This window comes from Arthrobacter sp. SLBN-53 (genome assembly GCF_006715585.1).
Lineage (GTDB): Bacteria > Actinomycetota > Actinomycetes > Mycobacteriales > Mycobacteriaceae > Mycobacterium > Mycobacterium neoaurum_A.
In genome coordinates this window covers 3,511,163-3,535,895 of sequence record NZ_VFNN01000001.1, presented here as the reverse complement: position 1 = coordinate 3,535,895, position 24,733 = coordinate 3,511,163, and the positions used below count along the sequence as shown (strand labels likewise).

The 24,733-nt window shown below is 67.9% G+C and carries 24 protein-coding genes; 21 read left to right on the top strand and 3 right to left on the bottom strand.

Translation table 11 applies throughout. The features are described from left to right. The first annotated feature begins 25 nt into the window (after window positions 1-25). The 3 genes from FBY28_RS16905 (at window position 26) to FBY28_RS16895 (ending at window position 3,235) form a co-directional block, all read left to right on the top strand. Window positions 26-922 (top strand): SDR family NAD(P)-dependent oxidoreductase, encoded by an 897-nt coding sequence (locus tag FBY28_RS16905; protein WP_141868595.1) that lies wholly within the window; start codon window positions 26-28, stop codon window positions 920-922. A 10-nt stretch (window positions 923-932) separates the two neighbouring features. Then, a complete protein-coding gene (locus FBY28_RS16900) occupies window positions 933-1,427 on the top strand; it encodes a cupin domain-containing protein (protein ID WP_141868594.1) in 495 nt (164 codons plus the stop codon). Between the two features lie 89 nt (window positions 1,428-1,516). Further along, on the top strand, window positions 1,517-3,235 hold the full coding sequence (locus FBY28_RS16895) for a DEAD/DEAH box helicase (RefSeq protein WP_141868593.1): 1,719 nt from the start codon (window positions 1,517-1,519) through the stop codon (window positions 3,233-3,235). Here the strand turns inward: FBY28_RS16895 and FBY28_RS16890 are convergent. Next, the gene (locus FBY28_RS16890) at window positions 3,232-4,047 is read right to left on the bottom strand and encodes an HAD-IIA family hydrolase (RefSeq protein WP_141868592.1); all 816 of its coding nucleotides are present in this window, start codon (window positions 4,045-4,047) and stop codon (window positions 3,232-3,234) included. The two genes, FBY28_RS16895 and FBY28_RS16890, sit on opposite strands and share 4 nt — an antisense overlap. Before the next feature lie 189 nt (window positions 4,048-4,236). Here FBY28_RS16890 and FBY28_RS16885 point away from each other — a divergent pair, with 189 nt between their 5' ends. From FBY28_RS16885 to FBY28_RS16870, 4 genes are all read left to right on the top strand, one after another. Then, window positions 4,237-5,520 carry a cytochrome P450 gene (locus tag FBY28_RS16885; protein WP_141868591.1) on the top strand — a complete coding sequence of 428 codons (1,284 nt, stop codon included), beginning with the start codon at window positions 4,237-4,239 and terminating at the stop codon, window positions 5,518-5,520. 110 nt (window positions 5,521-5,630) lie between these two features. Then, window positions 5,631-6,179 (top strand): TetR/AcrR family transcriptional regulator, encoded by a 549-nt coding sequence (locus FBY28_RS16880; protein WP_141868590.1) that lies wholly within the window; start codon window positions 5,631-5,633, stop codon window positions 6,177-6,179. A 30-nt stretch (window positions 6,180-6,209) separates the two neighbouring features. Continuing rightward, complete coding sequence (locus FBY28_RS16875; RefSeq protein WP_141868589.1) at window positions 6,210-6,848, top strand: TetR/AcrR family transcriptional regulator; 639 nt, start codon at window positions 6,210-6,212, stop codon at window positions 6,846-6,848. After that, window positions 6,845-7,765 carry an SDR family NAD(P)-dependent oxidoreductase gene (locus tag FBY28_RS16870; protein ID WP_141868588.1) on the top strand — a complete coding sequence of 307 codons (921 nt, stop codon included), beginning with the start codon at window positions 6,845-6,847 and terminating at the stop codon, window positions 7,763-7,765. The genes FBY28_RS16875 and FBY28_RS16870 overlap by 4 nt, the downstream gene beginning before the upstream one ends. Here the strand turns inward: FBY28_RS16870 and FBY28_RS16865 are convergent. Together FBY28_RS16865 and FBY28_RS16860 are read right to left on the bottom strand one after the other, a co-directional pair. Beyond that, window positions 7,723-8,214, bottom strand: a complete 492-nt coding sequence (locus FBY28_RS16865) for a nuclear transport factor 2 family protein (RefSeq protein ID WP_141868587.1) — start codon at window positions 8,212-8,214, stop codon at window positions 7,723-7,725. The genes FBY28_RS16870 and FBY28_RS16865 overlap by 43 nt on opposite strands. After that, window positions 8,211-9,011, bottom strand: a complete 801-nt coding sequence (locus FBY28_RS16860) for an enoyl-CoA hydratase/isomerase family protein (RefSeq protein WP_141868586.1) — start codon at window positions 9,009-9,011, stop codon at window positions 8,211-8,213. Before FBY28_RS16860 ends, FBY28_RS16865 begins: the two co-directional genes overlap by 4 nt. 64 nt (window positions 9,012-9,075) lie before the next feature. On the opposite strand from FBY28_RS16860, the gene FBY28_RS16855 reads away from it, so the two are divergent. From FBY28_RS16855 to mnhG, 14 genes are all read left to right on the top strand, one after another. Next, window positions 9,076-10,659 (top strand): class I adenylate-forming enzyme family protein, encoded by a 1,584-nt coding sequence (locus FBY28_RS16855; RefSeq protein ID WP_286178159.1) that lies wholly within the window; start codon window positions 9,076-9,078, stop codon window positions 10,657-10,659. A 10-nt stretch (window positions 10,660-10,669) separates the two neighbouring features. Further along, window positions 10,670-11,836 carry an acyl-CoA dehydrogenase family protein gene (locus tag FBY28_RS16850; protein WP_141868584.1) on the top strand — a complete coding sequence of 389 codons (1,167 nt, stop codon included), beginning with the start codon at window positions 10,670-10,672 and terminating at the stop codon, window positions 11,834-11,836. Between the two features lie 22 nt (window positions 11,837-11,858). Continuing rightward, window positions 11,859-12,617 carry an enoyl-CoA hydratase/isomerase family protein gene (locus tag FBY28_RS16845; RefSeq protein ID WP_141868583.1) on the top strand — a complete coding sequence of 253 codons (759 nt, stop codon included), beginning with the start codon at window positions 11,859-11,861 and terminating at the stop codon, window positions 12,615-12,617. 46 nt (window positions 12,618-12,663) lie between these two features. Next, window positions 12,664-13,587, top strand: a complete 924-nt coding sequence (locus FBY28_RS16840; RefSeq protein ID WP_141868582.1) for an SDR family NAD(P)-dependent oxidoreductase — start codon at window positions 12,664-12,666, stop codon at window positions 13,585-13,587. Further along, on the top strand, window positions 13,587-14,795 hold the full coding sequence (gene moeA, locus FBY28_RS16835; protein ID WP_141868581.1) for a molybdopterin molybdotransferase MoeA: 1,209 nt from the start codon (window positions 13,587-13,589) through the stop codon (window positions 14,793-14,795). The genes FBY28_RS16840 and moeA overlap by 1 nt, the downstream gene beginning before the upstream one ends. 35 nt (window positions 14,796-14,830) lie before the next feature. After that, a complete protein-coding gene (locus tag FBY28_RS16830; RefSeq protein WP_141868580.1) occupies window positions 14,831-15,541 on the top strand; it encodes a phosphatidylserine decarboxylase in 711 nt (236 codons plus the stop codon). Next, window positions 15,541-16,392, top strand: a complete 852-nt coding sequence (locus FBY28_RS16825) for a CDP-alcohol phosphatidyltransferase family protein (protein ID WP_141868579.1) — start codon at window positions 15,541-15,543, stop codon at window positions 16,390-16,392. The genes FBY28_RS16830 and FBY28_RS16825 overlap by 1 nt, the downstream gene beginning before the upstream one ends. After that, window positions 16,389-18,530 (top strand): AAA family ATPase, encoded by a 2,142-nt coding sequence (locus tag FBY28_RS16820; RefSeq protein WP_141868578.1) that lies wholly within the window; start codon window positions 16,389-16,391, stop codon window positions 18,528-18,530. The genes FBY28_RS16825 and FBY28_RS16820 overlap by 4 nt, the downstream gene beginning before the upstream one ends. A gap of 134 nt (window positions 18,531-18,664) precedes the next feature. Beyond that, on the top strand, window positions 18,665-21,532 hold the full coding sequence (locus tag FBY28_RS16815; RefSeq protein WP_141868576.1) for a Na+/H+ antiporter subunit A: 2,868 nt from the start codon (window positions 18,665-18,667) through the stop codon (window positions 21,530-21,532). Next, window positions 21,529-21,993, top strand: coding sequence for a Na(+)/H(+) antiporter subunit C (locus tag FBY28_RS16810; RefSeq protein WP_019513733.1), 465 nt, complete (start codon window positions 21,529-21,531; stop codon window positions 21,991-21,993). Before FBY28_RS16815 ends, FBY28_RS16810 begins: the two co-directional genes overlap by 4 nt. Continuing rightward, a complete protein-coding gene (locus FBY28_RS16805; protein ID WP_141868574.1) occupies window positions 21,993-23,582 on the top strand; it encodes a Na+/H+ antiporter subunit D in 1,590 nt (529 codons plus the stop codon). The genes FBY28_RS16810 and FBY28_RS16805 overlap by 1 nt, the downstream gene beginning before the upstream one ends. After that, on the top strand, window positions 23,579-24,112 hold the full coding sequence (locus FBY28_RS16800) for a Na+/H+ antiporter subunit E (RefSeq protein WP_141868572.1): 534 nt from the start codon (window positions 23,579-23,581) through the stop codon (window positions 24,110-24,112). The genes FBY28_RS16805 and FBY28_RS16800 overlap by 4 nt, the downstream gene beginning before the upstream one ends. Further along, the gene (locus FBY28_RS16795) at window positions 24,112-24,393 is read left to right on the top strand and encodes a monovalent cation/H+ antiporter complex subunit F (RefSeq protein WP_019513730.1); all 282 of its coding nucleotides are present in this window, start codon (window positions 24,112-24,114) and stop codon (window positions 24,391-24,393) included. The genes FBY28_RS16800 and FBY28_RS16795 overlap by 1 nt, the downstream gene beginning before the upstream one ends. Further along, window positions 24,390-24,731 (top strand): monovalent cation/H(+) antiporter subunit G, encoded by a 342-nt coding sequence (gene mnhG, locus FBY28_RS16790; protein ID WP_019513729.1) that lies wholly within the window; start codon window positions 24,390-24,392, stop codon window positions 24,729-24,731. The genes FBY28_RS16795 and mnhG overlap by 4 nt, the downstream gene beginning before the upstream one ends. The last annotated feature ends 2 nt before the right edge of the window (window positions 24,732-24,733 follow it).

The following is a 24,733-nucleotide window of genomic DNA, read 5'->3' as shown; positions in this document are numbered from 1 at the left end:
ACCCGCCCGCCCCCAGGAGCTTCCCATGACCCGCTGGACCACCCACCATATTCCCGACCAGAGCGGCCGCACGGCCGTCATCACCGGCGCCAACACCGGACTCGGGTTCGAGACCGCCAGGGCACTGGCCGCGCACGGCGCGCACGTCGTCCTCGCGGTTCGCGATACCGACAAGGGCAAGCGCGCCGCCGCGCAGCTCACCGGTGACGTCAGCGTCCAGGAGCTCGATCTGGGCTCACTGGAGTCGGTGCGCGCGGCCGCCGCCGAACTGCGCGCGGCCCATGAGCGCATCGACCTGCTGATCAACAACGCGGGCGTGATGACCCCGCCGAAGAGCACGACCGCCGACGGCTTCGAACTGCAATTCGGCACCAACCATCTCGGTCACTTCGCGCTGACCGGCCTGTTGCTGGACACGCTGCTCGACACGCCGGGCTCGCGCATCGTCACCGTCAGCAGCAACGGCCACAAGATGGGCGGCGCCATCCACTTCGACGATCTGCAGTGGGAACGTTCCTACAGCCGGATCGGCGCCTACGCCCAGTCCAAGCTCGCCAACCTGATGTTCACCTACGAACTCCAGCGTCGGCTCGCACCGCGCGGCGCCACCATCGCCGTCGCCGCCCATCCGGGCACGTCGAGCACCGAGCTGGCCCGCCACCTGCCCTCGCTGGCCCGACCGGCCACCGAACTGCTCACCAAGGTCGCCGCGCAACCGGCCGCCGACGGAGCCCTGCCGACATTGCGCGCCGCCACCGACCCCGGCGTGCTGGGCGGTCAGTACTACGGGCCGGCGAACCTGGCGCAATGGCGCGGCGCGCCGGTCGTCGTCGCCTCCAGCGACCGGTCCTATGACGTCGCCCTGCAGCAGCGCCTGTGGACGGTGTCCGAAGAACTCACCGGGGTCGGCTTCGCGGTCTAGCGTGAGGGGCGTGTCCCTGGTCGTACCGCCCTATCCCCCGCCGCGCCACACCGCGGACGAGCCGGAGGTCAGCGCCTGGGTGCGCCGCGCTGACGCTCCGGCCGACCACGATTCGCTCGGCCTGGTGCGCTACCACTACCTGGCGAACCAACAGCAGACCGGCGGCGACTACGGGCTCTACCGCATCGAGCTCAGCCCGCGGGCCGGCGGACCGGGACCGCACTTCCACCGCGCCATGAGCGAGGCGTTCTATGTGCTCTCCGGTGACGTGGAGATCTACGACGGTGCCGACTGGTCGACGGCCGGGCCCAACGACTTCCTGTACGTCCCGCCGGGCGGGGTCCATGGCTTCCGCAACACCGCCGACGCACCGGCGGCGATGTTGATGCTGTTTGCTCCGGGCGCGCCACGCGAGCACTACTTCGAGAACCTGACCCGCCTCGGCGAGTTGACCGACGACGAACGCACCCAGTGGTTCATCGACAACGACAACTTCTTCGTCTGACACGCCGCCGGAAGCGGGACTCGCGCAGCGGATATGCGCACCCGGAACCCCTTGCCCTAGACTGCCCTTCGACCAGATAGGAGTCTCGGGTGTCGGCTAGTGGAGCGCCCAGCACCCAGGATTTGCGGAGCTGGCAGCGTCGGGCATTGGTGAAGTACCTGGCGGCCAAGCCGCGGGACTTCCTTGCTGTCGCAACCCCTGGCGCCGGTAAGACCACGTTCGCTCTGCGGATCGCCTCGGAGTTGCTGGCCGACGGCACCGTGACCCAGGTCGTGGTGGTCGTCCCCACCGAGCATCTCAAGACCCAGTGGGCGCAGTCCGCATCCCGGTTCGGGTTGGCGCTCGATCCCAAGTTCAGCAACTCCGCCTCGCACACCTCCAGCGACTATCACGGCATCGTGGTCACCTACGCCCAGGTGGCCAGTCACCCGACCCGGCACCGGGTGCGCACCGAGAACTACAAGACGCTGGTCATCTTCGACGAGATCCACCACGGCGGCGATGCCAAGTCTTGGGGCGACGCCATCCGGGAGGCCTATGACGACGCGACGCGCCGGCTGGCCCTGACCGGAACCCCGTTCCGCTCCGATGACAGCCCCATCCCTTTCGTCACCTACGAGACCGACGCCGCGGGCTTCCAGCGCTCCAAGGCCGACCACGTCTACGGCTACGCCGACGCGCTGGCCGACAATGTCGTGCGACCGGTGGTGTTCATGGCCTACTCCGGGGAGGCCCGCTGGCGGGACAGCGCCGGTGAGGAGCACGCCGCCCGGCTCGGGGAACCGCTGACCGCCGAGCAGACCGCCCGTGCGTGGCGCACCGCGCTCAACCCGGAGGGCCAGTGGATGCCCGCGGTGATCGCGGCCGCCCACAAGCGGCTGATGCAGAAGCGCGAGCACGTGCCCGACGCCGGCGGCATGATCATCGCCTCCGATCAGACCACCGCCCGCGCCTACGCCAAACTGCTGACCACCATCACCGGGCAGGAGCCGACGGTGGTGCTCTCCGACGACCCGACGGCGTCGAGCAGGATCTCGCAGTTCTCCGAGGCGTCCACACCCTGGATGGTGGCGGTGCGGATGGTGTCCGAGGGTGTCGACGTGCCGAGGCTGGCCGTCGGCGTGTACGCCACCAGTGCCTCGACGCCGCTGTTCTTCGCCCAGGCGATCGGCCGCTTCGTGCGCAGCAGGCGCCCCGGTGAGACGGCGAGCATCTTCCTGCCCTCGGTGCCCAACCTGCTGCAGCTGGCCAGCGAGATGGAAGCGCAGCGCAACCACGTGCTTGGCAAGCCGCACCGCGAATCCGACGGTCTCGACGACGAGCTGATCGCCGACGCCAACAAGACCAAGGACGAGAAGTCCGATCAGGACCGTGGTTTCGAGTCACTCGGCGCCGACGCCGAACTCGATCAGGTGATCTTCGACGGTTCCACCTTCGGCACCGCCGCGGCCGCGGGCAGCGAGGAGGAGGCCGATTATCTCGGCATCCCCGGCCTGCTCGACGCCAGTCAGATGCGCGATCTGCTCAGCAAGCGGCAGGATGAGCAACTCCAGAAGCGCAGCGCGGCGGCCGCCGCTGCCGGCAGTCCCCCTCCTCCGCGCACCACGCACGGCCAGTTGCAGGAACTGCGCCGCGAACTCAACGCCCTGGTGTCCATCGCCCATCACCGCACGGGCAAGACCCACGGGCAGATCCACAACGAGTTGCGTCAGCTCTGCGGCGGTCCGGTGCTGGCGGCGGCCACCGGTGAGCAGATCAAGGCGCGCATCGATGCGGTGCGCAGCCTGCGCTCGTCCTCGCAGCGCTAGAGACCGAGCAGCTCCGGCAGATCGGCGACCGAGTCGATGACGTGATTGGGTTGCATGGCGAATTCGTCTGCGGCCCAACGGTCCAGTGTCTGCTGCCGGAACTTTCCGGTGCGCACCAGCACACCGGTCATCCCGACGACCTGGCCGGCAAGCACATCGTTGTTGAGGTCGTCACCGACGATGTACATCTCGTCGGGCTCGACACCCAGGCGTGCGGCGGATGCCAAAAAGCCCTCCGGCGCGGGCTTTCCGACGGCGGTGGCCTTGCGGCCCGAGCCCTCCTCCATGCCTGCCAGGTACATGCCGGTGTCGATGCGCAGGCCCTCGGCCGTGGTCCACGACATGCTGCGGTGCATGGCCACGACGGGAACCCCCTGCGCCATCCAGTCGTAGACCCACGACAGGGTGACGTGGTCGTATTCCGGACCCGCGCCACCGAGCAGCACCACGTCGGGGGTGTCGGGCATCGGTCCGCCGTGGGTGTCCACCGAGGCCTGCAGGTCGATACCGGGCATATCGTCGGCGATGTCTCCGCTGTTGACCAGGAAGCAGCGGGCACCGGGATAACGGTCCCTGACGAAGTCGGCGGTCAGCACCGCCGCGGTGATCACCTCGTCGGGGGTGACGTCCATTCCGGCCTCGGTCAGCAGATCGGCGATCTGCACCCGGGTCCGGGTGGTGGTGTTGGTCAGGTACGCACGGGCGATCTGATTGGCCGCCAACGCGTGCAGGGTTTCCCGGGCGCCGGCTATCGGCTGCCACGAGGTGACGAGCACACCATCGATGTCGAACAGCACTCCGCCGGTAGCCATGCAGCGAGACTAAGGCGCGCGGTCCGCGGCGGCCACCGGGATCCCACACCAGATCGTAATGCTGTTTATGCGCCAGTCGGTAACTGCGGGGCCAGTCCCCCGCTTGCATCCATTGAACATAATTTAATTTATGTTAATGTGAGCCACGTCATGCACAGGACGTTCCGACCAGCGACCGAGGAGCCGGCGATGACCCTGACATCCACCGAGCGCGAGCACGACGCCATCGATCTGTCGCAGCCCTGGGTGTGGGACGGCCCCAGCGCCGAACGCGACGCACTGTTCGCCCGGCTGCGCCGGGACCGACCGGTGAGCTGGCAGCGCCCCATCCGCAGCCCGATGATGGATCTGCTTGGCCAGGCCTCCCCGCCGGGCTACTGGGCGATCACCCGCCACGAGGACATCGTCACCGTCAGTCGCACCGCGCAGGTGTTCTCCTCGGCCACCGGCGGGGTCACCTTCGAAGACATGCCCACCGAGGTCCTGGAGGCGGCATCGTCGATCCTGTCCATGGATGAGCCGCGGCACGGGAAGGTACGGCGCATCGTCAGCTCGGTGTTCACCCCGCGGCGGATCAACCTGATCGCCGACCAGATCTTCCATCAGGCCCGCCAGATCGTCGATGACATCGCCGAGCGGGGCGAGGTGGAGTTCGTCGAGACGGTATCGGCGCGCCTGCCCATGTGGACCGTCTCGGAGATGATCGGCATCCCCGAGGAGCAGCGCCAGGAAGTCACCGATGCGGCCACCCCGCTGACCGCATGGGATGACGAAAGCACCTCAGCCACCGATCCGCTCACCACCATGTTCACCGGTATCAGCACGCTGCACGCCCGTTGCCAGGAGCTCATCGACGCCCGCCGGTCACAGCCGCGCGACGACCTCGTCTCCGCACTGGTCCAGGCCGAGGTGGACGGTGTCCAACTCACCGACGAGGAGATCCGGTCCTTCTTCGTCCTGCTCTGCGTCGCCGGCAACGACACGACCAAGCAGACCACCACACACACCATCCGCGCCCTGACCGAATTCCGGGATCAGCGCGAGTATCTGCTGGCCGACTTCGACGGGCGCATCGACCTCGCGGTTGAAGAACTCATCCGCTGGGCCAGTCCGGTCATGACATTCCGGCGCACCGCGCTGCAGTCCTTCGACCTCAACGGTGTCACCATCGACGCCGGGGACAAGGTGGTGCTGTTCTACAACTCCGGCAACCGGGACGAACGGGCCTTCGCCGATCCCGAGCGCTTCGATCTGAGTCGCAAACCCAATCCGCACATCGGTTTCGGCGGTCGCGGACCGCACTACTGCCTGGGTAGTCACGTGGCCAAACTGCAACTCAAGGCCATCTTCAGCGAGTTGTTTCGCCGTCTGCCCGATATCGAGGCCATCGGCGAACCCGATTACCTGACAAGCAATTTCATCAACGGCATCAAGCGCCAGCAGGTGCGCTTCACCCCGGAATCGGCACGGTGAGCCGCCGACGGAGCACAGACCGGCGTGGCGAGGCACCCGACGCCGCTACCATGATCACCGGCTGAGGCCATGGGCGCCGATCGCAGCTGCGGCAGACGGGAAACAGATCGATGGCCAGCGTCAATCGGGACGACTACTTTCGCGGCGCGCTCGATCTGATGGCCGCCGACGGCTTCGGGGCGCTACGGGTCACGACGCTGTGCCGGTCACTGGGCATGACCACCGGCTCCTTCTACAACTGGTTTCGCGACTGGAACGACTTCGTCGACCAGTTCCTGACCTACTGGGAGATCGAGCTGACCGAACGGCTGCTCGGCAAGGTCACCGCCACCGAGGATCCGGCGGCGCGCCTGGACCAGCTACGGGGCCTGGCACTGTCGGTGCCCCATCAGGCCGAGGTGGCGCTGCGGGCCTGGAGCAACACCGAACAGCGTGCCGCCCGGGTGCGCGACGAGGTCGATTCGATGCGCAGGCAGATGATCTTCGACACCGTGAATGCCATGGTCGCCGATCCGGATACGGCATCGCGGCTGGCCGCGATGGGCTTGTCGATCGTGGTCGGCCACCAACACCTCGACGTGCAGACCATGGATTGGTCTCTGGGACAGTTCATTGCGTTGGTCCGACTGCACGGTGATCTGCACCGGGACCTGTCCTGACCACCCGACGATCCTGGATACAGTGATCTGATGCCAGCAGCCGAGGCCAGCACCGGCGGCCCGTCCAAGCGAGAACTGCAGCGCGCCGCGTCGGTGCGCCGCATCGTCACCGCCGCCGAGGATCTGCTCTCCGAGTCGGACCGCTTCTCCGAGATATCCGTCGAGCAGGTCATCGCCAGGGCACAGATATCGCGGTCGACCTTCTACAGCTACTTCGACGATCTGGGTCATCTGCTGCGCGTCGTCGGCCAGGGTGTCGTCGGTGAGGTGGTTCAGTCCGCCCGCCGGTGGATGGACCTCGACGGCGCGGTGACCGAGGCAGCCCTGGTAGAAATTTTCACCGACCTGGTGAAGACATACCGGCGGCGCGCCAAACTCCTTGCCGCGCTGGCCGAAGCATCGGTCTACGATCCCGGCGTCCGGGAGGAATTCCACGGGCTGCTCACCGTCGGGCATGTGGAGCTGGCCAAACACATCCGCCGCGCCCAGGACGCGGGTGGCGCCCGCGCCGACATCGACCCCGAGAGCACCGCCGCCTGGTTGGTGTGGATGGTCGAACGCGGTCTCTACCAACAGATCAGGCCCGCAGGACCCGCCCAGACCCGTCGCCATGTGGCGGCCCTGGCCGCCATCATCTGGCACGCCCTCTACGCTCCGGACCCGCAGTGACCGACGGGATGAACGCGATCGTCACCGGGTCGACCCGCGGAATGGGGCTGGCCATCGCCGCCGCACTCGGCGCGGCCGGCGCCAACGTGGTGATCAACGGCCGCTCCGAGGACGCCTGCCGCACGGCGATCGACGCGTTGGCTCCCGAGGTCACGGGCGGTCTCGATCATGTCGTGGGCTCGGTTGCCGACGAGCACACGGCCGCCGAACTCGTCGAGCGGTGCCACAGCCGTTTCGGGCCGGTGAACCTGGTGGTGAACAACGCCGGGATCACCCGTGATCGCAGCCTGCTGAAGATGACGGTGGCCGAGTTCGACGAGGTGATCGCCGTCCACCTGCGCGGTACCTGGCTGATGTGCCGAGCCGCGGCACAGCAGATGCGCGGGACCGGCGGCGCGATCCTCAACATCACCTCGGGCAGCGCGCTGTTCGGACTTGTCGGACAGAGCAATTACGCCGCGGCCAAGGGCGGGGTGAACGCGCTCACCCGGGCACTGTCGGTGGAGTTGCGCCGCTACGATATTCGGGTCAATGCGCTCTACCCGGTGGCACTGACCGACATGACGCGGCCGGTGCTGGATCTGGCCGGCGGGCCGGGCGGACCACTACAGGACGTCTTCGGCGCACCGGCGGATGTGGCGCGCATCGTCGTCGCGCTCGCCGGTCCGTCGGCATCCACCATCACCGGCCAGATCCTGGGCTTCGACGGTTCCGAACTCTCGGTGTGGAGCCACCCCGACCGTATCCACCGGCGTTACCACCGCAGCCCGTGGAGTCGCACAGAGCTGGATTCGGCGCTGCGGGACCTCGCCGCACATCCGGCACCCCTGCATCCCGACGAGGTGGGGGCGCGCACCCGGGACGCGCTGTCGGGTCAGCGCGCGCCGGGATCGGCGGCCAGCAGTGAGAGCAGGTAGCTGCCGCCGATCGCCCTACCGCGCGGCGGTAGGGCGCCGTACTGCCGCATCATCTCGGTGATCTCGTATTGGGCGAGGTAGCTCGAGAGCAGTCCGTCACGGAACTCCAGGAAGATGTCGCAGCCATGGGTACGGAACTGTCCGTCGCCGAATCGTGCTGGCGCCGAACCACTCTGCTCGAACAGGAACAGTGCGCGGCCGTCGTCGGGAGCGGTGAAGAACTGCACCTCCCGGAACTGCACATCCGGCATGATCTTCCAGATGGTGTCGACATAGGTGGTGACGGCCTCGGTACCGTGCAGGACCTCGTGCCAGAACACCGTGTCATCCCAGACGATCTCGGGGTGCAGCAGCGCCATCACCTGCGCGGTGTCATGGGAGTTCCAGGCATGATCCCACCGAGTCCCGAAATCGCGTAGGAATTCCGGGGTCTGCGCGGGCGCGCTCATCGGGCGCTCCGCTCGAACCGCTCGGTGGCACGGCTGCGACCGGCCTTCAGCCGTTTGAGCCCCTCGTCGATACGCCGTTCGAACAGGCCGCGTTGCAGCAGGTCCTGGGTGACGCGCAGCTCATAGGCCGTGGCACCGATGTGGTCCATGTTCTGCGCCCGCAGCGCGACCTCCTTGAGCACGGTGGTCAGCTCGGCGCCGGACTCGGCGATCTGCTTGGCCAGGGTGAGCGCGGCCTCCCGGAGGGCCCCGACGGGCACCACCTCGTCGACAAGGCCCACCCGCAGCGCCTCCTGCGCGTCGATCGGATCTCCGGTGAAGAACATCCGCCGGGCCCGTTGCGAGTTCATCTTGCGCAGCATGCCGTGATAGAAGCCGTTCATCGCGTATTTCACCTGGGTTGAGCCGAAGGCTGCGTTCTCCGAGGCGATGGTGATGTCACACATGTTGGCCACGTCCATGCCGTAGCCGGGTGCGACACCGGCAACGGCCGCCACGGTCGGCTTGCGGAAGTCGTAGAGGTCGGTCATGAAGCGTAATGCCAGGTCGGTGAACCGATTACGCTCCTCGCCCTCGGTGCCCTGCAGCACGTCCAGCGCCCAGCCCGCGCAGAAGTAGTCCTCGTTGCCGATCAACAGCACCGTGGCAACCCGGTCGTCATAGGCCCAAGCGGCCAGCACGTCGATCAGTTCCTCGTGCAGTTCCCAACCGAGAGCATTGCGTTTCTCGGGGTGATTCAGCTGGATGATGCCGACCCCATCTTCGATGCTGGTCAACAGGTATCGGTATGCAGTCATGGAAATATCGTACACATTGTTCGAGTTTTTTAGGAAAAAGTCGAACAACATGTATGGTCAACTCATGACCGCGTGGACCGACAGCCGGGTGGGCGATCTGATCCCCGCCCGGGCCGCCCGGTTCCCCGATCGAGAGCTGTTCCGTTTCGACGAACGCCGAGTCAGCTACGCCGAATTCGAGTCCCGGGTCACAGCGGTGGCCGCCGACATGCACCGCCACGGTGTGACCCGTGGCGACCGGATCCTGGTGCAGTTGCCCAACTGCCTGGAGGCGCTCGTCCTCCAGGTCGCGGCATTCCGGATCGGCGCCATCGACGTTCCCGTCATACCGATCTACCGCACACACGAAACCCGACAGATCATCGCCGACACCCGGCCCGCGGTGATCGCCGCTGCGGGCAGCCTCGGCTCGCGCAGACCACAACACGAGATCGACGGCATACTAAGCGATCTGGGCCACCATCCCGCCATTCGCTACTCGGTGGGCCCGCCGAGTGGCGTGTGGCGCCCGTTACCCGACGCCGATCCGCACGGTACTGCCGGGCCGGACCTGCCCGAACCCGCCGACCCGGACGACGCCGCCGTCATCCTCTACACCTCGGGGACCACATCGGCACCCAAGGGTGCCGTCCTGGATTCCCGTGCGCTGTTGGCCCAGATACGCAACATGGTCTCCAGCGCCGCCCTCGACGAGACCACCGTGCTGGCCGTCGGCACCCCCCTGTCACACCTGAGCGGATTCGTCGCGGGTCTGCTCCTGCCCGCCTACCTCGGTGCGCGGGCGGTCATCCTGCCCAGTTGGCAACCCGAGGAGGCCGTCCGGGTCATCGATGCCGAACGCGTCACCACGATGATGGGCGCCACCGTCTTCCTGCAGGATCTGGTGTCGCAGTACGCCGGCGGCACCGCCCCGGGACACCGACTGGGGCATTACATGTGCGCGGGCAGCGCCATCCCGCCCGGCCTCATCGACGACGCCGAGCGTGTCGGCATCTTCGCCACCCGGCACTACGGGATGACCGAGACCGCAGGAATATGCACCGGCAGTGAACGTTTCGATCCTGCGCAACGACGCCGCGAATGGGACGGGCGGGTTCTGCCCGGCATGCAGATCCAGGCCGTCGACGACGACCGCCGGCCACTCGCCGACGGCCGCGCCGGCGAGCTCCGGATCCGAGGGCCCCAGTTGTTCTCCGGATACACCGACCCCGGCCTCAACGCCGCCCAGTTCGACGCGGACGGCTGGTTCTATCCCGGCGACGTCGGCGTTCTCGACGACGGTTGGTTGCGAATGACCGGGCGCAGCAAGGACATCGTCAATCGCGGCGGGGAGAAGTTCTCCACCCAGGATATCGAGCAGGCGCTGCTCACCCACCCCGACATAGTGGCCGCCGCGGTCACCGCCGTGCCCGATCCACGCCTCGGCGAGGCGGTCGGGGCGTGGATCGTGCTCGCCGACGGCGTCCCGTGGCCGGGCCCGTCGAGCTATCTGCGCCACCTCGACTCCGCACACCTGGCCAAGGCCAAGTTCCCTGTCGAATGGCATGTCGTGCAGCAGATTCCGACCACCGCATCGGGAAAGGTGCAGAAGTACGCCCTGCACCAGATCCCGGATCTCGCCACCGCCAGCCAGGCCCGACTCTGTTGAGGAATCCTTCGTGAAGACCGTTTCCGATACCGCCCCGCGCACCGTGTTCGCCGCGGACCACGAGCAGTTCCGTGCCACCGTGCGCGGTTTCATCGACACCGTCGTCGCCCCGAACTTCGAACGCTGGGAAGAGGAGAAGAAGGTCGACCGGTCGCTGTTCACCGCCGCCGGCGCACAGGGCCTGCTGATGTTCGCCACCCCCGAGAGGTTCGGGGGTGCGGGGGTGCCGGACTTCCGGTTCAACGCGGTCCTCGACGAGGAGTTCGGCCGGTCCGGCTACGCCTCGGCGGGCCTGGGCATCGCCCTGCAAAACGACGTTCTGGGGCCCTATTTCACCGAGCTGACCAACGAGGAACAGAAACAGCGCTGGCTGCCCGGGCTCACCGACGGATCACTGATCGGCGCCATCGCGATGACCGAACCCGGCGCGGGCAGTGACCTGTCCGGCATCCGCACCCGTGCGGTGCGCGACGGTGCGCACTACGTCATCAACGGCGCCAAGACCTTCATCTCCAACGGCCAGAACTGCGATCTCGTGATCGTCGCCGCACGCACCAGCGACGACAGGCACAAGGGACTGTCCCTGTTCGTCGTCGAAGACGGCACACCCGGATTCACCAAGGGGCGCAATCTGGCCAAGCTGGGCCTGCACGGTCAGGACACCAGTGAACTCAGCTTCAGCGATGTGCGGGTGCCCGCGGCCAACCTGCTCGGTGACGAGGGCTCCGGGTTCTACCAATTGATGCACAACCTGCCGCAGGAACGCCTGTCCCTGGCGATCACCGCCGTCGCCTCGGCGGAAGGAGTACTGGCACGTACTCTCGAATATGTCAGCGAGCGAACGGCATTCGGCCGCACGATCGGCGCCTTTCAGAACAGCAGGTTCCTGCTGGCCGAACTGGCCACCGAGATCGACATCGCCCGCGTCTATGTCGACCATTGCGTCAGCCTGCACGCCGAGAACCAACTCAGCGCCGCGCGGGCCGCCAAGGCGAAATGGTGGACCACCGAGCTGCAGGTTCGCGTCGCCGACCGTTGCCTACAACTGCACGGCGGTTACGGCTACATGCGCGAGTACCCGGTCAGCAGGGCCTTTGCCGACGCACGCATCCAGACCATCTACGGCGGCACCACCGAAATCATGAAAGAGATCATCGGCCGCGATCTCGGCCTCTGAACCCCTGAAAGGACCAATCCCGATGAGCGACTACACCCAGATCAAGACCGATATCACCGACGGTGTCGGCACCATCACCTTCGACCGCGTCGACCGGCGCAACGCGCTCAGCCTCGAGCTGATGGCCGACATGAGCGACTGCCTCGACGACTGGCGCACCGATGACGAGGTGGCCTGCGTGGTCATCACCGGCGGCGACAAGGTCTTCTGCGCGGGACTGGACCTGCAACTGCAGTCCGGCTTCACCGGGGAAACGCGGGTCAAGTACTCCGACGCCTGTATGCGCGCCTATGGCACCCTGCTCGACTACGCCAAGCCGACGATCGCCGCCGTCGCGGGTCCCGCCCTTGGCGGCGGCTGCGATATCGCCGTCTTCGCCGATATCCGGATCGGCTCCGACGACGTGATCATGGGCTACCCCCAGATCAAGATGGGGCTGACCCCGTACTTCTCACCGCTGTGGAAGATCGTCGGCCTCAGCCAGGCCAAGCTGCTGACGTTCTCCGGCGACCGCATCGATGCCGCCGAGGCGCTGCGCATCGGACTACTGGACCGCATGGTGCCCGCCGGACAGGCGGTCGAGGCGGCGACCGCATTGGCCCGCTCCATCGCCGCCACCACCACCGCGTCGGCGATGAACAACAAGGAAATGGCATTGCGCGCACCGGCGATGGACCCCATCGCCGCGCTGACCTACGAGACCTTGGCCTACCGCGAGGTCATCTGGCACCCCGAGGTCGTCGACCGCATCGGCCAGGCCTACCGCAACCTGCGCAAGTAAGTCGCCGCGCTCGAGGCCGGACGCTCGGAAACGTATGTTCTAGGTCATGAGCCAGAAATGGACCGAATCGAACGTTCCCGACCAGTCCGGCCGCACGGCGATCGTGACGGGCGCCAACACCGGGCTCGGCTACGAGACCGCCAGGGTGCTGGCCGGCCGCGGCGCGCGCGTCGTCATCGCCGTGCGCGACACCGCCAAGGGCGACCAGGCCGCCGCGAAGATCCGGGCGGCCGCCCCGAAGGCCGATCTGCAGGTGCTCGAGTTGGATCTGGGCTCGCTGCAGTCGGTCCGCACTGCCGCCGAGCGCATCAAGACCGACCATCCGCGCATCGATCTGCTGATCAACAACGCCGGGGTGATGTACCCGCCCAAGCAGACCACCGCCGACGGGTTCGAGTTGCAGTTCGGCACCAACCACCTCGGGCACTTCGCCCTCACCGGACTGCTGCTGGAAAACGTTCTGGCCACGGACAACTCACGCATCGTCGCGGTAGCCAGCATCGCCCACCGGATCCAGGCCGAGATCGACTTCGACGACCTGCAGTGGGAGCACCGCCCCTACAACAGGGTGGCGGCCTACGGCCAGTCCAAACTGGCCAACCTGATGTTCAGCTACGAACTCAACCGGCGGCTGGCCGGCAAGACGACCCTCTCGGTCGCCGCGCACCCCGGCATCTCCAACACCGAACTGATGCGGCACACCCCGGGCAGCTCGTTGCCCGGCGTCGGCGCGCTCACCGGCCTGGTCACCAACTCGCCGCTGGTGGGTGCGCTGGCGACGCTGCGCGCGGCCACCGACCCCGCGGTGCGCGGTGGCCAGTACTACGGTCCCGCCTTCCCGATCGCCTCGTTCGGGCTGGTGGGGCACCCGCAGCTGGTGACCTCCAGCGAGCAGTCCCACGACGCGGCGGTGGCCCGACGACTGTGGCAGGTATCCGAGGAGCTGACCGACGTGCGCATCGACCTCTGATGCGGTCGGTCGAGGAGCATCAGCACATCGTCGGTGAGCTGATCCGGCCCCGGGCGGCGGTCGCGGTCCCCACCGCGGCGGCGTTGGGTCTGGTGTTGGCCGAGGACGTGGTGGCCGCGATCTCGCTGCCCGGATTCGACAACTCGGCGATGGACGGTTTCGCGGTGCTCGACACCGACATCGCCACCGCCGGGGACGCGACACCGGTGACCCTTCCCGTCGTCGACGACATCCCGGCCGGCCGCACCGATACCCGCCCGTTGCTACCCGGCACCGCCCAGCGGATCATGACCGGCGCCCCGCTGCCGGCCGGTGCGACCACCGTGGTGCCGGTGGAGGGCACCGACGCCGATTTCACCACCACCGCGACGCAGGTCGCGATCCGGCGGGCCACCGTCGCGGGACAGCACATCCGCCGCGCCGGGGAGGATGTCGCGGCGGGGACCGCGGTGTTGCGCACCGGCCAGCTGCTGACCCCGGCGGCGCTGGGGTTGGTGGCCGCACTTGGGCTGGACCGGGTGAGCACCCTGCCGCGGCTGCGCGTGCTGGTGATGTCGACCGGTTCGGAACTGGTTGCCCCCGGCGCCGCGCTGGAACCCGGGCAGATCTACGAGTCAAATGCCGTCATGCTCTCGGCCGCGGTCCGCGAGGCGGGCGCCGAGGCGATCACCGCGCCGATGGTGCGCGACGACCCGGCTGCCTTCCGCGCCGCCCTCGACGAGCACGCCGCCGATGCCGATGCCGATCTGATCATCACCACCGGTGGCGTGAGCGCCGGCGCGTACGAGGTGGTCAAGGACGCCCTCGGCGGGCAGGTCGAGTTCACCAAGGTGGCGATGCAACCCGGGATGCCCCAGGGCTGCGGGCGGGTCGGAGATGTCCCGATCGTCACGCTGCCCGGTAACCCGGTCAGCGCCCTGGTGTCCTTCGAGGTGTTCGTGCGTCCACCGCTGCGTGCGGCCATGGGGCTGTTCCCCGACCGGCCACGCGTACGCGCCACCCTCACCGAGGGGTTGACTTCACCGCGCGGCAAGCGGCAGTTCCGTCGCGGCGTCCTGGCCGGGACCACCGTCACCAGCTACGGACCGCCGGCCTCACATCACCTGCGATGGCTGGCCTCGGCCAACTGTCTGCTCGATATCCCGGCCGATGTCGATCAGCTGGCCGCGGGCACGCAGTTGGACGTGTGGGACCTGTCCGGCTGCTGACCCACCCGAAAATCAACGTAGAATCGGGAGCCAACATGGCCAGACCTGCGCGTTCACCCGATGACCACAGCTCAGAAGCCCAACGCTTCGTCGAATTGGTCCGTTCCACCGTCCCGCCGCTGCATCCGGCCGGCCTCCCGTTCATCGCCGGGGGTCTCGGCGTGGCGGCCGCCGGCAAGAACCGCCGCTGGCTGCGCAACACCGGGCTCGGACTGGCCGGCTTCTGTGCACTGTTCTTCCGGCACCCGCCGCGGGTGCCGCCGAGCAGGCCGGGTGCCGTCGTGGCACCCGCCGACGGTCTGGTGACGTTGCTGGACACCGCCGTCCCGCCTGCCGAACTCGGTCTCGGGGACACCCCGATGGCCCGGATCAGCATCTTCCTGTCCATCTTCGACGCCCATGTGCAGCGGGCGCCGATCGCCGGGCGGGTGATGGGCGTTGTCCATCGGCCCGGCAAGTTCCTGTCGGCCGACAAGGACGAAGCGAGCGCGGACAACGAACGCAACAGCCTGTGGATCCGCACCCCCGAGGATGTCGACATCGTCGCCGTGCAGATCGCCGGCCTCGTGGCCCGCCGGATCGTGTGCACCGCCAAGACCGGCGACACCCTGGAACTGGGTGAGACCTACGGACTGATCCGGTTCGGCTCCCGGCTGGACACGTACTTCCCGCGGGGCTCACGGATCCTGGTCGAGGCCGGACAGCGCGCCATCGGCGGCGAGACGATCCTGGCCGAGCTGCCCTGATGCCCACCAAGCAGCGGCCGGCGGCGATGAAGATCCTGCCAAGCGCGACGACCGTGCTGGCGATCTGCTGCGGCCTGACGTCCATCAAATTCGCGCTCGACGGCCAACCGCATATCGCGCTGGCGCTCATCGGCGCGGCCGCGGTCCTCGACGGTATCGACGGCGGTATCGCCCGCGCGCTGGATGCCCAGTCGCGGATGGGTGCCGAGATCGACTCGCTGGCCGATGCGGTGAACTTCGGTGTCGCGCCCGCGCTGGTCGTCTATGTGACGTTGTTGCCGACCTCGCCCGTGGGCTGGATCTTCGCGCTGCTCTACGCGGTCTGCATCGTGCTGCGGCTGGCGCGCTTCAACGCGCTGCTCGACGACACCTCCAAGCCCGCCTACACCCGGCAGTACTTCACCGGGATGCCCGCGCCGTGTGGCGCGGTCGGTGTGATCGGGCCGTTGGCGGCCATGCTGCAGTTCGGCGACGGATGGTGGACCGCACCGTGGTTCGTCTGTCTGTGGTTCGCCGCGAACGCCGCGCTGTTGGTCAGCCGGGTGCCGACGCTGGCGCTCAAGTCGATGTCGATGCCTCCGAACGCCGCCCCGATCCTGCTCATCGCGATCGCCGCGGCCGCCGCCGCCCTGCTGCTCTTCCCCTACGTGCTGGTGCTGCTGATCATCATCGGCTACGTGCTGATCATTCCGTTCACCGTGCGCAGCCAGCGCTGGGTGGCCGCCCGTCCGGAGGCCTGGGACGCGATGCCCAGGGAGCGCCGGGCCCAGCGCCGCGAGATCCGGCGGGCACAACCGCACCGGCGGTCGATGTCGCGGCTGGGCCTGCGCAAGCCGCCGGGCCGCCCATGAGCTTGACGCTCACCGCCCGGCTGAACACGTCGGCCTCCGACAGCCGCCGCGGTGTGGTGCGCCTGCACCCGGAGGCCATTGCCGCGCTCGGGATCCGCGAATGGGACGCGGTCTCGCTGTTGGGGTCGCGCAGCACCGCCGCCGTCGTGGGGATCGCCCCGGCGGGCACCCCGGCCGGGGTCGCATTGCTCGACGATGTGACGTTGTCCAATGCGGGGTTGCGCGAGGACACCGGCGTCGTGGTGGCCCCGGTGACGGTGCACGGTGCCCGCGCGGTGACCCTGACCGGTTCCCGGCTGGCCACCCAGTCGGTGAGCTCCGCGACGTTGCGGATGGCGCTGCTCGGCAAAGTGCTGACCGTCGGCGATACGGTGTCGCTGCTGCCCCGCGACCTTGGTCCGGGCACCTCGACCTCGGCCGCGACGACCGCGTTGACCACCTCGGTCGGTATCACCTGGACCTCCGAACTGCTGACCGTCACCGGTGTCGACCCCGCGGGAACGGTGAGCGTGCAACCCAATTCGAACGTCAGCTGGGGCGATGGCACCCTGTCGGTCGCACCGCAGCCCAGCCAGACACCCGCCGAACCCGCCGTCCCGCGCGATGACCTCAAGGGTGCCCACACCCAGGCCGGCAAGCTCGCCGAGTGGCTCAAGCTCGCCCTCGACCAACCCGAACTGCTCGAAAAGCTCGGTGCCACAGCCCATCTCGGTGTTCTGGTATCCGGACCGGCCGGAGTCGGCAAGGCCACCCTGGTGCGCTCGGTGTGCGCCGAACGCGCACTCGTCGAACTCGACGGTCCGGAGGTCGGCGCCCTGGCCGCCGACGACCGGCTTGCCAGCGTCACCGCGGCCGTGGCCTCCGTGCAGTCCGGCGGCGTGCTGCTGATCACCGATATCGACGCCCTGTTACCGACCGCACCGGAACCGGTCGCGACGCTGATCCTCACCGAATTGCGGAAGGCGGTGGCCACCAAGGGTGTTGCCTTCATCGCCACTTCCGCGGTCCCGGACAACGTCGACGCACGGCTGCGCGCCCCGGATCTCTGCGATCGCGAACTCGGGCTGAGCCTGCCCGACACCGCGACCCGCAAGGCCCTGTTGGAGGTGTTGCTGCGCGGGGTACCCGCCGCCGATCTCGATCTGGACACCATCGCCGAGCGCACCCCGGGCTTCGTGGTGGCCGATCTTGCCGCGTTGATCCGGGAGGCGGCGCTGCGAGCCGCCGCGCGGGCCAGCACCGACAACTCGCCGCCCGCACTGGCCCAGGACGATATCTCCGGGGCACTCTCGGTGATCCGCCCACTGTCGCGGTCGGCCACCGAGGAGGTGGTGGTCGGGTCGGTCACCCTCGAGGACGTCGGCGATATGGTCGCCACCAAGCAGGCGCTCACCGAGGCGGTGCTGTGGCCACTGCAGCATCCGGACACCTTCGCCCGGCTCGGCGTCGAGCCCCCGCGCGGTGTCCTGCTCTTCGGCCCGCCCGGGTGCGGTAAGACCTTCGTGGTGCGCGCGCTGGCCAGCTCGGGCCGGTTGTCCGTGCATGCGGTCAAGGGTGCCGAGCTGATGGACAAGTGGGTCGGATCATCGGAGAAGGCGGTGCGCGAACTGTTCCGCCGGGCCCGCGATTCGGCACCGTCGCTGGTGTTCCTCGACGAGATCGACGCGCTGGCGCCGCGGCGCGGGCAGAGCCACGATTCCGGGGTGACCGACCGGGTGGTGGCCGCGCTGTTGACCGAGCTGGACGGTATCGAGCCGTTACGTGATGTCGTCGTGCTCGGTGCCACAAACCGACCGGACCTGATCGACCCGGCGCTGTTGCGACCGGGCCGGCTCGAGCGCCTGGTGTTCGTCGAGCCGCCCGACGCCGACGCGCGCCGCGATATCCTCAAGACCGCGGGCAAGTCCATACCGCTGTCCCCCGAGGTCGACCTGGACACCCTGGCCGACGATCTCGACGGCTACAGCGCGGCCGATTGCGTCGCCCTGTTGCGCGAGGCCGCACTGACCGCGATGCGGCGATCGATCGACGCCGCCGACGTCACCGCAGCCGACGTGGCTGCCGCCCGCGAGAACGTGCGGCCGTCGCTCGATCCGGAACAGGTCGATTCTCTACGGGCTTTCGCAGACGGCCACTGACCGTTCAGGCTGGGTTCGATGAACTCAAAACCGTGCACGTAGAATGAGTTCGTACCAACGGTCATACTCGCCGCTGCGCCCTCTTCGGGTGCTCATCGGTCACTGACACCCCGACCCAACCCGATCGGAGTGCCATGCTCGTCGTTTTGCTCGCCCACGTCATCGCCACCGCGGTGGCGCCCCTTCTGGTGGCCCGCTGGGGGCGCCTCGCGTTCTACCCGCTGGCGTTGGTTCCACTGCTGTCGCTCATCTGGGTCGGCCTGAACTGGCCCACCGCCGAGCACGTGCCGACCGTGCACATCCCGTGGCTGCCGCTGCTGTCGATGGACATCACGCTGCGGTTCGACTCGCTGGCCGCGATCATGAGCGTGCTGGTGCTGTCCATCGGTGCGCTCGTCCTCTTCTACTGCGCGGAGTACTTCCACCATCACGAGGGCCGCATCGAGAAACGGCTGCCCAGTTTCGCCGCCGAGCTCGTCGCCTTCTCCGGCGCGATGTTCGGCCTGGTGGTCAGCGACAACATGCTGCTGCTCTACATCTTCTGGGAAACCACGACGGTGTTGTCCTTCCTGCTGGTCGGGCACTATGCCGAACGCGCCACCAGCCGGCGCGCCGCCACCCAGGCGCTGTTGGTGACGACATTCGGTGGCCTGGCCATGCTGGTCGGCATCGTCGTCCTCGGTGAGATGTCGGGGACCTATCTGCTCTCCGAACTGATCGCCGCCCCGCCGACCGGCCTTGCCGCCAGCGTCGGCATCGCGCTTATCCTCGTCGGCGCGCTGTCGAAGTCGGCGATCTTGCCGTTGCACTTCTGGTTGCCCGGCGCCATGGCGGCGCCGACACCGGTGAGCGCTTATCTGCACGCCGCGGCCATGGTCAAGGCCGGTGTCTACCTGGTTGCCCGGCTCACCCCCGGTTTCGCCGACACCGCCTTCTGGCGGCCGATGGTGGTCGGGCTCGGACTGCTGACCATGCTGTTGGCCGGCTGGCGCGCCATCCGCGAATACGACCTCAAGCTCATCCTGGCCTTCGGCACCGTCAGCCAGCTCGGTCTGATCACCGTCATGGTCGGCACCGGCGGTCCGGACATGATGCTGGCCGGGCTGGCCATGCTCTGCGCGCACGCGATGTTCAAGGCGGCGCTGTTCATGGTGGTCGGCATCATCGACCATGCCACCGGTACCCGCGATATCCGCAAACTCGCCGGGCTGGGGCGGGCACATCGCCCCTTGCTGATCATCGCGACCGGAGCCAGCGCGAGCATGGCCGCGTTACCGCCGTTCTTCGGCTTCATCGCCAAAGAGGCGGATCTGGAGACGGTGCTGCACAGCGAGGTTCTCGGCGGCGCCGCACCGTTCGTGCTCGCCGGCATCGTGTTCGGTTCGGTGTTCACCACCATGTACACGCTGCGCTTCCTGTGGGGCGCGTTCGCCGACAAGGGCACCGCCGAACCCAGCGTCCGGGTCACCGAGATGCACCGGCCGCCGGTGACGTTCCTGTTGCCGCCGGCGGTCCTTGCCGCCGCAGGCCTGGTGTTCGGCTTGTGGCCCTCGGGTATCGACGCGGTGCTCGACGATTACGCCAAGACCATCCCCGGCGGTTCGGACTACTACCTGGCGCTGTGGCACGGGTTCGGTGTTCCCCTGTTGTTGTCGGTGTTCATCTTGGTGACCGGCGCGGCGGTGTTCTTCGGCCGCCGGCGACTGCCTCGCGCGCGCACCGGTTTCACCCCGCTGGGCAACGCCGACCGCATCTATGACGACGTGATGCGCGGGCTCGACCTGCTCGCGGTGCGGGTGACCGCGCAGACCCAGCGCGGTTCGTTGCCGGCCACCCAGTCCGTCATCCTGTGCACCCTGGTGGTGTTGCCGCTGGTCATGTTGGCCCTGGGTGCCCGCAACCGGCCCGAGATGGCGCTGTGGGATTCCCCTCTGCAGGTGGTGATCGGCGCGGTCATCCTGGCGGCCGCGCTGGGCGCGACGGTGATGCGCAACCGGTTGGCCGCGGTGCTGCTGGTCGGCGTCACCGGTTACGGCTGCGGTGCCATCTTCGCCCTGCACGGCGCGCCCGATCTGGCGCTGACGCAGTTCCTGGTCGAGACGCTGCTGCTGGTGATCTTCGTGCTGGTGCTGCGCACGCTGCCCGCCGAGGCCGATCGGTCCAACGTCACCCGCAGCCGCGCGCCACGAGCGGTGTTGTCGGCGGCGGTCGGCGCGGCGGTGACGACGCTGGCGGTGTTCGCCATGGCCGCGCGCGATACGCGACCCATCGCGGCGCTACTGCCCGACGCCGCCTACTACCGCGGGCACGGCGCCAACACGGTCAACGTGTTGCTCGTCGACATCCGCGCCTGGGACACCATGGGCGAGATCTCCGTACTGGTCGTCGCGGCGACCGGGGTGGCCTCGATGGTGTTCCGCAACAGGCGCTTCGGTGCGGCCCCCCGCGTTTCGCAGGCCAAACCCAGCGTCGCGGGCCAGCCCGACATCGGGTTGGTGACCGCCTACAGTCCGGCGGCCGGTGATGTCACCTGGCTGCGGGGCAGCGAGCTGCGCGACCCGCGGCATCGGTCGCTGGTCCTGGAGGTCGCCACCCGGATCATCTTCCCGCTCATCATGGTGCTCTCGGTGTATCTGTTCTTCGCCGGACACAACACTCCCGGCGGTGGCTTCGCCGGCGGCCTGACCGCCGGGCTGGCCCTGGTGCTGCGCTATCTGGCCGGTGGCCGTTACGAACTCGGCGAGACGCTGCCGCTGGATGCCGGCAAGATCCTCGGCGCCGGGCTGCTGATGTCGGCGGGCACGGCGATCACCTCACTGGCGCTCGGCGCCCCGGTGCTCTCCTCGGCGGTGCTCTATCTGGACATACCGGTGCTCGGGGACATCAAGCTCGTCACCGCGTTGTTCTTCGACATCGGTGTCTATCTGATCGTGGTGGGTCTGGTTCTGGACATCCTGCGCAGCCTCGGCGCCCGGGTCGATGCGGAAAGGGTGCAGAAATGACCACCTACCTCGTTCCTCTGATCCTGATCGGCGGGCTCACCAGCACCGGTGTCTACCTGCTCCTGGAACGCACCCTGACCCGGATGCTGTTGGGGCTGCTGCTGATCGGCAATGCCGTCAACCTGCTGATCCTCAATGTCGGTGGCCCGTCGGGCAATCCGCCGGTGTACGGGCGCACCAGCAACGGCGCGCAGACCGATGCCGATCCGCTGGCCCAGGGCATGATCCTGACGGCCATCGTGATCGCCATGGGTGTCGCGGCCTTCGTGTTGGCCCTCGCCTACCGCTCGTATCAGCTGACCACCGTCGAAGAGGTCAGCAACGATCCCGAGGACACCAGGGTCGCCGAACGCGCCGACGAGGATGTCGTGGACCGTGACATCCCGGATGTGGTGCCCTCGCGCGATACCGACGCACCCGACGAACTCGACGCCCTGCCGGGCGCGGAGGGATCCCGCTGATGGCCCTCGCGCAGATCCTCACCCCCCTGCCGGTGCTGATTCCCACCATCGCCGCGGCCATCGCCATGGTCGCCGGCCGCAGCCCCCGTATTCAGCAACTGATTTCGCTGACCGCGCTGTCGACCGTCGTGGCGGTGTGCGCCCTGCTGCTCTATCTGGTCGACCGTGACGGCACCGTCGCCGTCCAGGTCGGCGGGTGGGGCCAGAGCGAACCGGGCATGGGCCCGTTGGGCATCACGCTGGTGGCCGACCGTCTCTCGGTGCTGATGCTCGTGGTGTCCTCGATCGTCCTGCTGGCGGTCGTGTTCTACGCCATCGGGCAGGGCATCAGCGACGGTGATGAACGCCAACCGGTTTCGATCTTCCAGCCCACCTACCTGATCCTGTCCGCGGGTGTGTGCACGGCCTTCCTGGCCGGTGACCTTTTCAACCTGTTCGTCGGTTTCGAGGTGCTGCTGGCAGCCAGCTTCGTGCTGCTGACCATCGGCGGCAGCGCCGAACGCGTGCGTGCCGGTATCGCCTACGTGATGGTGTCGATGGTGTCCTCGCTGATCTTCCTGACCGGCATCGCGCTGGTGTACGCGGCGACCGGCACCCTGAACATGGCCGAGGTCGCGGTCCGGCTGACCGATGTGCCCGCCGGTACCCGCACGGCGTTGTTCGCGGTGCTGCTGGTCGCGTTCGGCATCAAGGCGGCGGTGTTCCCGCTGTCGGCCTGGTTGCCCGACTCGTACCCGACCGCGCCCGCGCCGGTCACGGCGGTGTTCGCCGGCTTGCTGACCAAAGTCGGTGTCTACGCCATCATCCGGGCGCATTCCCTGCTGTTCCCCGACGGCGGTCTCGACGATGTCCTGCTCGTCGCGGCGCTGTTGACCATGGTGGTCGGCATCCTCGGCGCGATCGCACAGAACGACATCAAGCGGTTGTTGTCGTTCACCCTGGTCAGCCATATCGGGTACATGATCTTCGGGGTCGCCCTCGGCAACGCCCTCGGCATGTCGGGCGCCGTCTACTACGTCGCGCACCACATCGTCGTGCAGACCACCCTGTTCCTGGTCGTCGGTCTGATCGAACGCCAGGCCGGCGCGTCGACGCTGCAGCGCCTCGGCGGATTGGCGGCGGCCAGCCCCCTGCTGGCGTTCATCTTCGTGGTCCCGGCCCTGAATCTAGGTGGTATTCCGCCGTTTTCCGGGTTCATCGGGAAAGTGGCGCTACTGGAGGCCGGCGCCCAGTCCGGCACGACGCTGGCCTGGGTCCTGGTCGGCGGCAGTGTGGCCACCAGCCTGCTGACGCTCTACGCGGTGACACGGGTGTGGACCAAGGCGTTCTGGCGGGCCCGCGCCGACGCGCCGGACGGTGAGCTGTCCAACACGGTGCCCGCGGCCTTGATCGACGATGACGACGATATTGCCTTCGCCGATCGCAACGATGTCGGCAGGATGCCGCTGGGAATGCTGTTGCCCACCGGAGCACTGATCGCGGTGGGGTTGGCGCTCACGGTGTTCGCCGGACCGATCTATGCCTACAGCGAGCGAGCCGGCGAACAGATACTCGATCGCGAGCAATACATCTCGGCGGTGTTGCAATGAGAAAGGTCACCTTACGTATCTGGACGCTGTGCTGGCTGACGCTGGTGTGGGTGCTGCTGTGGGGCACGTTCTCCGCCGCGAACATCCTGGGTGGCTTGGCGGTCGCCCTGGTGATCACCCTGCTGCTGCCGCTGCCGCGGGTGCCCGTCGAGGGGCGGGTCCGGCCACTGTCCTTGGTACGCCTGATCCTTTATGTCATCGTCAAATTGGTGGTGTCCTCGTTCCAGGTGGCCTGGCTGGCCATCCGACCGGGACCACCACCGGCGACCGCGGTATTGCGCGTCCACCTTGCCGTCAAGTCCGATCTGGTGCTCGCCCTCGCCGCAGGCATCCTCACCCTGATCCCCGGTTCGGTGGTCCTGGAGATCGATCAGAAGCGCCGGATGGTCTACCTGCATGTCCTGGATGTCGGGTCGGAGAAGGCTGTCGCGGCCTTCTACCGGCAGGCCGAGACCCTGCAGCGACTCATGGTGGCGGCGTTCGAGCGGGACACGGACTGGCAACCTTCCGCGTCGAAGGAGGACGGTTGATGCACATCGTATGGATCGCTGCGGCGGTCATGCTCTCGGCGGCCGCCGCCATCACCGTCTACCGGTTGCTCGCCGGACCCACCACGCTGGACCGGCTGGTGGCATTGGATGCCTTTGTGGCGGTGTCGATGTGCGGCATCGGCACCTGGGCGGCGTTCAGTCTGGACAGTACCGTCACCTACAGTCTGACGGCGTTGGCACTGATCAGTTTTGTCGGTTCGGTGAGTGTGGCCCGATTCCGCGTGCCCGACCGCGATCCGGATGAGCGGAGAGCTTCATGACCATCGCCGATGTCATCACCGCGGTTCTCATCCTCAGCGGGTCTGGGCTGGCGTTGACCGCCGCAATCGGGGTGGTGCGCTTCCCGGACACGTTGACCCGCATGCATGCCGCGAGCAAGCCACAGGTGCTCGGTCTGCTGCTGGTGCTGGCCGGTGCGGCGGTGCAGCTGCGGGGACATCCCGATGTCGGCATGATCATCCTGGCGGGGCTGTTCACACTCTTCACCGCGCCCGTGGTCGCCAATCGGGTCGGCCAGCTCGCCTACCGGGAACAGAATGTGCAGGAGAGCCTGGTTGCCGACGAGTTGAAGCACAACCCGTTGCCCGACCCGGAGTAGTC

Coding starts and splice junctions, on each gene's coding strand:
- FBY28_RS16795 (WP_019513730.1), top strand. CDS start 24,112: ATGCACATCGTATGGATCGCTGCGGCGGTCATGCTCTCGGCGGCCGCC.
- mnhG (WP_019513729.1), top strand. CDS start 24,390: ATGACCATCGCCGATGTCATCACCGCGGTTCTCATCCTCAGCGGGTCT.
- moeA (WP_141868581.1), top strand. CDS start 13,587: ATGCGGTCGGTCGAGGAGCATCAGCACATCGTCGGTGAGCTGATCCGG.
- FBY28_RS16825 (WP_141868579.1), top strand. CDS start 15,541: ATGCCCACCAAGCAGCGGCCGGCGGCGATGAAGATCCTGCCAAGCGCG.
- FBY28_RS16815 (WP_141868576.1), top strand. CDS start 18,665: ATGCTCGTCGTTTTGCTCGCCCACGTCATCGCCACCGCGGTGGCGCCC.
- FBY28_RS16885 (WP_141868591.1), top strand. CDS start 4,237: ATGACCCTGACATCCACCGAGCGCGAGCACGACGCCATCGATCTGTCG.
- FBY28_RS16800 (WP_141868572.1), top strand. CDS start 23,579: ATGAGAAAGGTCACCTTACGTATCTGGACGCTGTGCTGGCTGACGCTG.
- FBY28_RS16845 (WP_141868583.1), top strand. CDS start 11,859: ATGAGCGACTACACCCAGATCAAGACCGATATCACCGACGGTGTCGGC.
- FBY28_RS16880 (WP_141868590.1), top strand. CDS start 5,631: ATGGCCAGCGTCAATCGGGACGACTACTTTCGCGGCGCGCTCGATCTG.
- FBY28_RS16855 (WP_286178159.1), top strand. CDS start 9,076: ATGACCGCGTGGACCGACAGCCGGGTGGGCGATCTGATCCCCGCCCGG.
- FBY28_RS16805 (WP_141868574.1), top strand. CDS start 21,993: ATGGCCCTCGCGCAGATCCTCACCCCCCTGCCGGTGCTGATTCCCACC.
- FBY28_RS16840 (WP_141868582.1), top strand. CDS start 12,664: ATGAGCCAGAAATGGACCGAATCGAACGTTCCCGACCAGTCCGGCCGC.
- FBY28_RS16820 (WP_141868578.1), top strand. CDS start 16,389: ATGAGCTTGACGCTCACCGCCCGGCTGAACACGTCGGCCTCCGACAGC.
- FBY28_RS16830 (WP_141868580.1), top strand. CDS start 14,831: ATGGCCAGACCTGCGCGTTCACCCGATGACCACAGCTCAGAAGCCCAA.
- FBY28_RS16865 (WP_141868587.1), bottom strand. CDS start 8,214: ATGAGCGCGCCCGCGCAGACCCCGGAATTCCTACGCGATTTCGGGACT.
- FBY28_RS16860 (WP_141868586.1), bottom strand. CDS start 9,011: ATGACTGCATACCGATACCTGTTGACCAGCATCGAAGATGGGGTCGGC.
- FBY28_RS16810 (WP_019513733.1), top strand. CDS start 21,529: ATGACCACCTACCTCGTTCCTCTGATCCTGATCGGCGGGCTCACCAGC.
- FBY28_RS16905 (WP_141868595.1), top strand. CDS start 26: ATGACCCGCTGGACCACCCACCATATTCCCGACCAGAGCGGCCGCACG.
- FBY28_RS16875 (WP_141868589.1), top strand. CDS start 6,210: ATGCCAGCAGCCGAGGCCAGCACCGGCGGCCCGTCCAAGCGAGAACTG.
- FBY28_RS16890 (WP_141868592.1), bottom strand. CDS start 4,047: ATGGCTACCGGCGGAGTGCTGTTCGACATCGATGGTGTGCTCGTCACC.